This is a genomic window from Stieleria sp. (assembly GCF_041595215.1).
GTDB classification, from domain to species: Bacteria; Planctomycetota; Planctomycetia; order Pirellulales; family Pirellulaceae; genus Stieleria; species Stieleria magnilauensis.
The window spans coordinates 1-7,146 of sequence record NZ_JBFHKV010000373.1; the positions used below are offsets into that span (position 1 = coordinate 1).

6 protein-coding genes are annotated in these 7,146 nt (G+C 60.1%); 4 read left to right on the forward strand and 2 right to left on the reverse strand.

Annotation, left to right across the window (positions count from 1 at the left end):
- Nucleotides 1-472 precede the first annotated feature (472 nt).
- Nucleotides 473-1,240 (reverse strand): response regulator transcription factor, encoded by a 768-nt coding sequence (locus ABX749_RS15505; protein ID WP_372896773.1) that lies wholly within the window; start codon nt 1,238-1,240, stop codon nt 473-475.
- A gap of 82 nt (nt 1,241-1,322) precedes the next feature.
- On the reverse strand, nt 1,323-2,258 hold the full coding sequence (locus ABX749_RS15510; RefSeq protein ID WP_372896774.1) for a sensor histidine kinase: 936 nt from the start codon (nt 2,256-2,258) through the stop codon (nt 1,323-1,325).
- A 313-nt stretch (nt 2,259-2,571) separates the two neighbouring features.
- Between ABX749_RS15510 and ABX749_RS15515 the strand changes: the two genes are divergently transcribed.
- The 4 genes from ABX749_RS15515 to ABX749_RS15530 all read left to right on the forward strand — a co-directional run.
- Nucleotides 2,572-3,018: a hypothetical protein gene (locus ABX749_RS15515; RefSeq protein ID WP_145212668.1), complete on the forward strand. Its 447-nt coding sequence runs from the start codon at nt 2,572-2,574 to the stop codon at nt 3,016-3,018.
- Nucleotides 3,019-3,130: 112 nt separating this feature from the next.
- Entirely contained in the window at nt 3,131-4,135 is a 1,005-nt protein-coding gene (locus tag ABX749_RS15520; protein ID WP_372896775.1) for an ABC transporter ATP-binding protein, read from the forward strand.
- Complete coding sequence (locus ABX749_RS15525; RefSeq protein ID WP_372896776.1) at nt 4,132-6,576, forward strand: ABC transporter permease; 2,445 nt, start codon at nt 4,132-4,134, stop codon at nt 6,574-6,576. Before ABX749_RS15520 ends, ABX749_RS15525 begins: the two co-directional genes overlap by 4 nt.
- A 90-nt stretch (nt 6,577-6,666) precedes the next feature.
- On the forward strand, nt 6,667-7,146 hold a 480-nt coding region (locus ABX749_RS15530; RefSeq protein ID WP_372896777.1), incomplete at its 3' end, for a DUF1080 domain-containing protein.

The window sequence follows — 7,146 nt, forward strand, 5'->3', positions numbered from 1 at the left end:
AGGTCCCGGCAAGGAAGCAAGGGACCGCGTCGAACCGAATCGAGTGGTGTTCCACTCAACCGAAAAACCACCGGCTCCCGGTCCCATAGCGCGTTATCCTCCGCCCCCCTAGGATCTCGTACTGGACCGGGGGCTTTTTTAATGCGCCGGTCCTGCTCGATCGGTTTGTCGTACCACGCTCTCGGTCTGTGATGCCCCGTGGCGTAACGGTTCGTTGAGTTCATCCGATCGCATGTGGGATTAGCCGCGAGCGCGCAAGCGTACGGGCATTCATCGTGTAGATGACTCGTCGGCGCCCGTAGGCTCGCGCCAAACGGCTGATTCAATGAACAAGCCTGTAAGCTTGCGGTTGCGAGCGTATCTCGCAGCAGCTGAAAGCTGGCGTTTCGAGGGAAGCAAGCTGAAAGCTGGCGCTTCCAGGGAGGCAAGCTGGAAGCTTACCCCACGTTGGGCACCGCATCAGCGACCGCGGTTACTGGTCTGTTTCTTCTTCGGCTTTGTGTTCCTGCTTTGCATTCGCCGGCCCCAGGATAAAGCGATACCCCGCGTCGCGGATCGTCAGCAGGTGCACCGGCTGGCTGCTATCGGGTTCGATGATCTTGCGTAGCTGCGCGACGGTTTGGTCGACGGCGCGGGTTTGCAGATTCCCGCTGATCTCCCAGACTTCGCTCAGCAATTCGCTGCGGCTGATCACGCGGTCGGGGTTTTCCACGAAGTACCGCAGCAGCTTCAACTGTTTGGGTGTCATCGGCACCGACTTGCCCCCGACGGTGACTTCGTGATTGAGAAAGTGCGCCGAGACATCGCCGAACGCGATCTGTTCGATCGACTCGCGGATGCGGCGCGGCGACGCGTTTGCCGACGATGCCTGGGAGTGTTGGAGCAGGTTTTTCACCCGGCTGAGTAATTCATCCAGTTCGAACGGCTTGTTCATGTACTGATTGGCCCCCACGTCAAAACCCCGGGCGCGATCTTCGGCCAGCGTGCGGGCCGACAGCATCAGGACCGGGGTGGTGACGCCGGCGTCTCGGATCGTCTCGCAAACCGTGTAACCGCTCATCCCGGGCAGCATCAGATCCAAGACGATCAAATGAATCGGTTCGTTGGATGCATCGATCAAGCGTAGCGCCGTCGGCCCATCTTCGACCAACGTGACACGATAGTTGTCGGCTTCAAGGTTGTACTTGATCCCGACCCCCAAGTGCTTTTCATCTTCGACGACAAGGATATGCGGGCGCATGGCGACAATAACTAAGTGGAAACGAGAACGGGAAACGCGTCTGGTCGGGCGGCCATCCTGGTGCGGGGCATTTGGTGCCGTGTCATTCCGTCGGCACGTCCGAGACCGCTTGTTTCATTGTGACTTCAAAAACGGTTCCGGCGACCCCATCGATTTCACGGCGGCCGCGAATCCGCACGCTCGCCCCGACGGCTTTACTGACCGTCCGCACCAGGTAGAGCCCCAGGCCGGTGCCGGGCGTGCTGCGTTCAAGTTCGTTGCCCAGCCGCACAAAACGCCCGAAGATCTTGCGGCGTTTGTCGTACGGAATCCCCGCGCCGTTGTCGGTGATCGAGACGACCACTTGATCCTCTTTGCCTTCGACCGGGCGAATCGACACGATGACTTCGGGAGGCGAACCGCCGTACTTGATGGCATTGTCGATCAAGTTTCGAAACAGGATTTCCAGCTGCACCGATTGGCTGCGGATCGTCACCGGCGGGCAATCGATTCGAACCGTTTCGACCGGCAACCGGTAACGCATGCACGCCGCTTCGCCGCATTCGGCCAGTAACTGGTCAAGCCGGAACACCTCGTCGTCCTCGGGCTCGTTGCCGCGATCGATCCGCGCCGCATCGAGCAGATGGTTGATCAGGGCGTCGAGTCGCTCGACGTCATCCAGCATGATGCGATGGAAATCGCGTTGCTGCGACTCATCGACGCTGTGCCGAGACATGGTCTGCAGGTACAGCTTCAACGACGCGATCGGGCTTTTCAATTCATGGGTGACCGAGTCGAGGAAATTGGATTGCCGTTGATTCAAGCGGACGGCTTTGATAGTCAGCGTCAGGTAGACGATCACGCCGGCCAGGATGCTCAGCAGCAACAGGCTGCCCAGAATAAACAGCGTCCAGAACAGCCCGCTGCGTTCGGATCCGATGAAGCTGGAGATCGCCCAGATCGCACCGAGGATCACGACCAGGACGATCAGGACGACGCCCAGTGTGACGGGCGCCCGCAGGGAACGACGTTCGAGCATGTCTAGTCGGAAAGGGGGAGCGGAGAAGAAACCGGAGTCGCGGGCCAGTTTAACGCCCGACGTCTTTGTGCTAACCGCACCCCATTTCGGGGAGCCGCAAAATGTCTGTGCACGTGTTCATTCGAGGCCGATTTTGAACCGACAAAGACGACGAGGATCCGCCAGTTTGACCGACGCCGAAGCGACCCATCTTAAAAAATCAAGATTCGGTCCGCTTTTTTGGTTTTCTGACCATGACGGAACTTAGGTTCCCGGCAATAATCGGATTAAGTGAATTTAGTTTCCACTAGGCGGGAAATGAAGAGAGGGATCTATGAATAGCCACGTCCAGGTCATCCGGTTTTCAGAAGCGACCATCCGCCAGGTCAGGCTCGATTGCAATCGTGCCATGATCCGCGCTCGCTTTTGCCCCCAACGCAGCGAGATCTTGCAGTTGCGTTGCATCGACAACCGCGCCGAGACGGAGACCGAGTTCGGTAACCAACTCTGGTACTTCGAGGGCGTCGGGGTCGACGAACTGGATCGCCGTCACCGCGTCTATGGAGTCGTGGAGTACTCGACGCAATTCGGCTTGAACGAGTTGGTCGAAGACGGGGTGTTCACGACCGAGAACCAGCGTGAGCGGTTTCGCAGCCTGTATGAGCGCGAAGTCCAACGCCCGGACTGGCGTCACCCGGGGCACCGTTTGTTGGCTGCCGCCGTGATCGCCGTATCGGTCGTTTGGCTGGGCTATCTGATGATCAGCTCGGTTTCCGGCTAGACGTCCGCGACGCGACGCCCCGCTAGTGCGGGTCGTTGTCGAGGCACCCGGGGCGGATTTCAAGACTCGGCGTTATACTGGTCGGCACGCCGCCACTCATTGAAGATCCGCCGTGCCAGACCCCATCGTTGATGTCCATCAGCTGCGAAAAACGTATCGCAGTCTGTCGCTGACCGGACGCCGCCGCATCGATGCCGTTCGCGGCGTTTCGCTGCAAGCTTTTCCGGGCGAGGTGTTCGGCTTGCTCGGCCCCAACGGCGCCGGGAAGACGACCCTGATCAAAATGCTGTTGGGCGTGGTCAAACCCTCCGGCGGCCATGCCCGATTGCTCGGGCAACCGATCGGCAGCTCCGCCGCCCGCTCTCGCGTCGGTTATCTGCCCGAATCGTTGCGCGTCGATCGCCATCACTCGGCGCGATCGGCGCTCCGTTACTACGGCCGGATGAGTGGCATGACCGCGGCCGAAATCCACTCGCGCAGCGACGAGTTGCTGAAACTGGTCGGGCTCGAAGGACGTGATCGCGAGTCGGTCCGTCGGTTCAGCAAGGGAATGTACCAGCGTCTCGGACTCGCCCAGGCGCTGCTGCATGACCCCGATCTGCTGGTCCTGGATGAACCGACCGACGGGCTCGATCCGGTCGGCCGCAACGAAGTCCGCAAAGTGATCGATCGGTTGCGTGACAGCGGCAAGACGATTTTCCTCAACAGCCACATCCTGCAGGAAGTGGAGATGGTTTGCACGCGGGTGGCGATCCTGGCCAAGGGCGAAATCAAAGCGATCGGACCGATCGATGAGCTGGCGCACCGCGACCAACAAAAGCTGATCGTCGAAGTGCCCGGCGACGTCGAACCGGATTGGCAGGCGATCTTCGGCGACTCCATCACGGTCGACATCGAATCGACCCGAGTTCGCGAGGCGTTCCGTTTGTCGATCGCGGTCGTTGACCAGGATCAGATCAATGCGATCGTGGACCAACTGCGGCGAAACGATCAATCGATCGCTCGATTGGAAGTGCGTCGTGAGTCCTTGGAGGAAACGTTCATGCGTCTGGTGGGAACGGACTCAGTCGAGGGTGTCGCCGGGGAGGAGGTCGCCGGCGAGGAGGTGCTGTCATGATCAAACCTTATTTGGCCGTGATCGCGGACTCGTTTCATTCGGCACTTTCGTCGCGGATCCTCTGGATCGCGATGGTGGCGATTTGGATCTTCTTGGCCGCGCTGGCACCGATCGGATACCACGAGGATTACACGACGACGTTTCGTTGGTTCGACTTGGACAACGGGACGCAGATGAAGGCGATGCTCGCGCGGGGACTGGTCGATCCCAAGGAATCGGAAACGGCCCTGGGGCGACTTGCCCGCACCTTTCCCGAAGACATCAAACGGAAGCTTCGCCAGGTCGCCCGCGGTGAAGACGTTCGGATCGACAAGGGGGCGCTGGCCGATTCTCTCAACGAGTCCCTGGACAACGAAGACTGGTACGATGCCGAAGCGTGGCGAACGACGGTCCGGCTGCGCGAGCTTCGCGAGTTGGACGAGATCCCGGACGATGAAATCAGTGAACCGGAACGTCGCCGGCGGGCGCGGTTGCGGATCGAAGCGGCGTTGCCGGGCGTCTTCACCGCGATGTCGGCGCGGTCCATCACCCTGTCCTACGCGGGCTTCGACTTTCCGGCCTTCTTTCTGATCGGCAAAGAACAATTCGTTTCGCTGATCAATCAGTTTGTCGTCCCGATCATGATGGATTGGTTGCTCGGTTTTGCGTTGATCTTTCTAGGCATCTTGGTCACCGCGTCGATCATTCCCGACATGCTGCAACCGGGATCGTTACACCTGTTGTTGAGCAAGCCGATCTCGCGAACGATGTTGCTGTTGTCAAAGTTCATCGGCGGTTGTGCGTTCGTCTTTCTCTGCGTCAGCCAATTGGTGATCGGCCTGTGGTTGATCTCCGGCTTTCGGCTGGACATTTGGAACGCGCGGGTGTTGTGGTGCATCCCGGTGGCGGTGTTTTTGTTTGCGGTGTTCTTCAGTGTCTCCTTGCTCGCCGGGCTGCGCTGGCGCTCTCCGATTCTGTCGATCGGTGTGACCTGCATGTTCGGCGCCTTTGTGTTGGTGATCGGACTGATCGGCGGATACTTTGACGCACTCGTTCGCGCACCCGACCGTATCTCGCAGCTGTCCTTTGATGGTCAAGACATCGTGATCGCGACGCGTGGCGGCGAACTGAAGCGGTTCGACAGCGAATCGAATCAATGGGCCGATGTAATCGAAGGCGATTTCCGACGCCGCGATTTGATCGTGCCTCCGGTTCGCATCGCCCCCGGAAAGATCGCGACGGCGCGCATCCGGGGTGGCCGATTCAATTTGTACGGCAGCGGATCGCTGGACTTGTTGGTGCTCGATCGGTCCAATGACTGGAAGCCCAACCCGGGATTGCGACTGCCTAACGGCACGCGTCGATTGCTGGTTGTCGGCAACCGCCTGATCGCATTGAACAACACCGGGCTGATGGCGACGACCATTCAGCAAGTGTTAGACGAATCGGGAATCGACGATGACGAACCGGACCAAACGTCCGACGATCGAACCACTGACACGGGCAGTGACTCGGGCACTGACTCCGAAGCGGAAGACGGATCGCCGGACATCGAGGTGTCCAACATCGGGGTCACGGCTTGGATCACCGACTTGATTCGAATGCAGGGCGGTGCGACCGAAGCCTTTCGCGTGATCTTGCCCAAGGGAGTCACGCTGACCGATCCGGTGCGACTGGATGTGCTTCCCGATGGCCGGTCGCTGGTCGTTTACGCCCGCGGACGGTTGATGCGACTGGAGTTGCCCGGTGGCGGCGGTGGTGGCGGTGACGACGCGCACGGGGCGACGGCGACGTTGGCCGCGGATCTGATGTTGGACGACAATGACGCGGCGCGGGCGACGATGGCGGCGGCGGGCCGGTCGGTGTTGCTTGCCCGTGACGACGAGCCGGTCCGCTGGTACCAGGCCGACTCGCTGGCGTTGTTGGCCGAGTTCCCCTCGCCGGACGACCAGACGGTCGTGGCCGCAGAGGGATTGGGGGCGACCGATCGATTCGCTTTGCTGACGACCGACGGCAGCGTCCGGGTCGCGACGCGCAGCGGAGATCGGGTGGAGTGGGTCACCCTGCCTCAGAGCGAAGTGACGGCCATCAAGTACGACCAGCAATCCGGTCGGCTGGCGATCGCGCACCACATCGATTCGATCGACTTTGTCGCAATCGGCCCCGACGCCACGGCCTCCGTGACGATCGAACGGGCCGTTCGCCCCTCCCTGACCAGTTGGCGGAGTGTTGATCGATACGTCATCACGCCGTTGCGAACGCTGACACCGCAGACGGGGGAATTGAGCCAGACCGTCGCGGCGTTGGTGAGCGGTAAGACGTCCTTCGCGATCGGCGACGTGGCCAACGACGAGCAGGAGGTGGTGCAGCTGAAAATCGTTCGCCCGGTCGTCAGTTGCAGCCTGTTTTTGGCCGTTATGCTAACGCTTTCGTGCGTTTACTTCGCACGACGCGATTTTTAACGCCCTGTCGTTGAAGCTCGGACTGTTGACGTGAAGTTTGGTTATTATATCGACCTTCCAGTTCTCTACCCGCTAGACATCAATCCCACCATGAAACTCACCCGCCTGGTCTTTGCTGCCGCGATCGCAGCCTTCGTCACGATGCCACCGGTCACGCAGGCCGAATCTCCCGACGCCTTCCAGCCGCTGTTCAACGGCGAGAACCTGGAGGGCTGGCACGGGCGTCCCCATTTCAGCCCGATCAAGTTGGCCGAAATGCCCGAGGAAGAACGCAACGCAAAGCTGGCCGAGTGGCAAGCCGATGCCGAAAAACACTGGCGCGTCGAAAATGGTGAACTGGTCAACGACGGACACGGCGCCTACCTGGTCACCAATCAAGACTACCGTGACTATGAGTTGTATCTGGAGTACAAGACCGTCCCGCTGGCTGACAGCGGAATCTATTTGAAGGGAACCCCGCAAGTTCAAATCTGGGACTCCACCGAAACCGCCAAGTTCAAACTTGGTGCCGACAAGGGAAGCGGTGGGCTTTGGAATAACAGCGCCGGTGCCCCGGGCAAAGATCCGTTG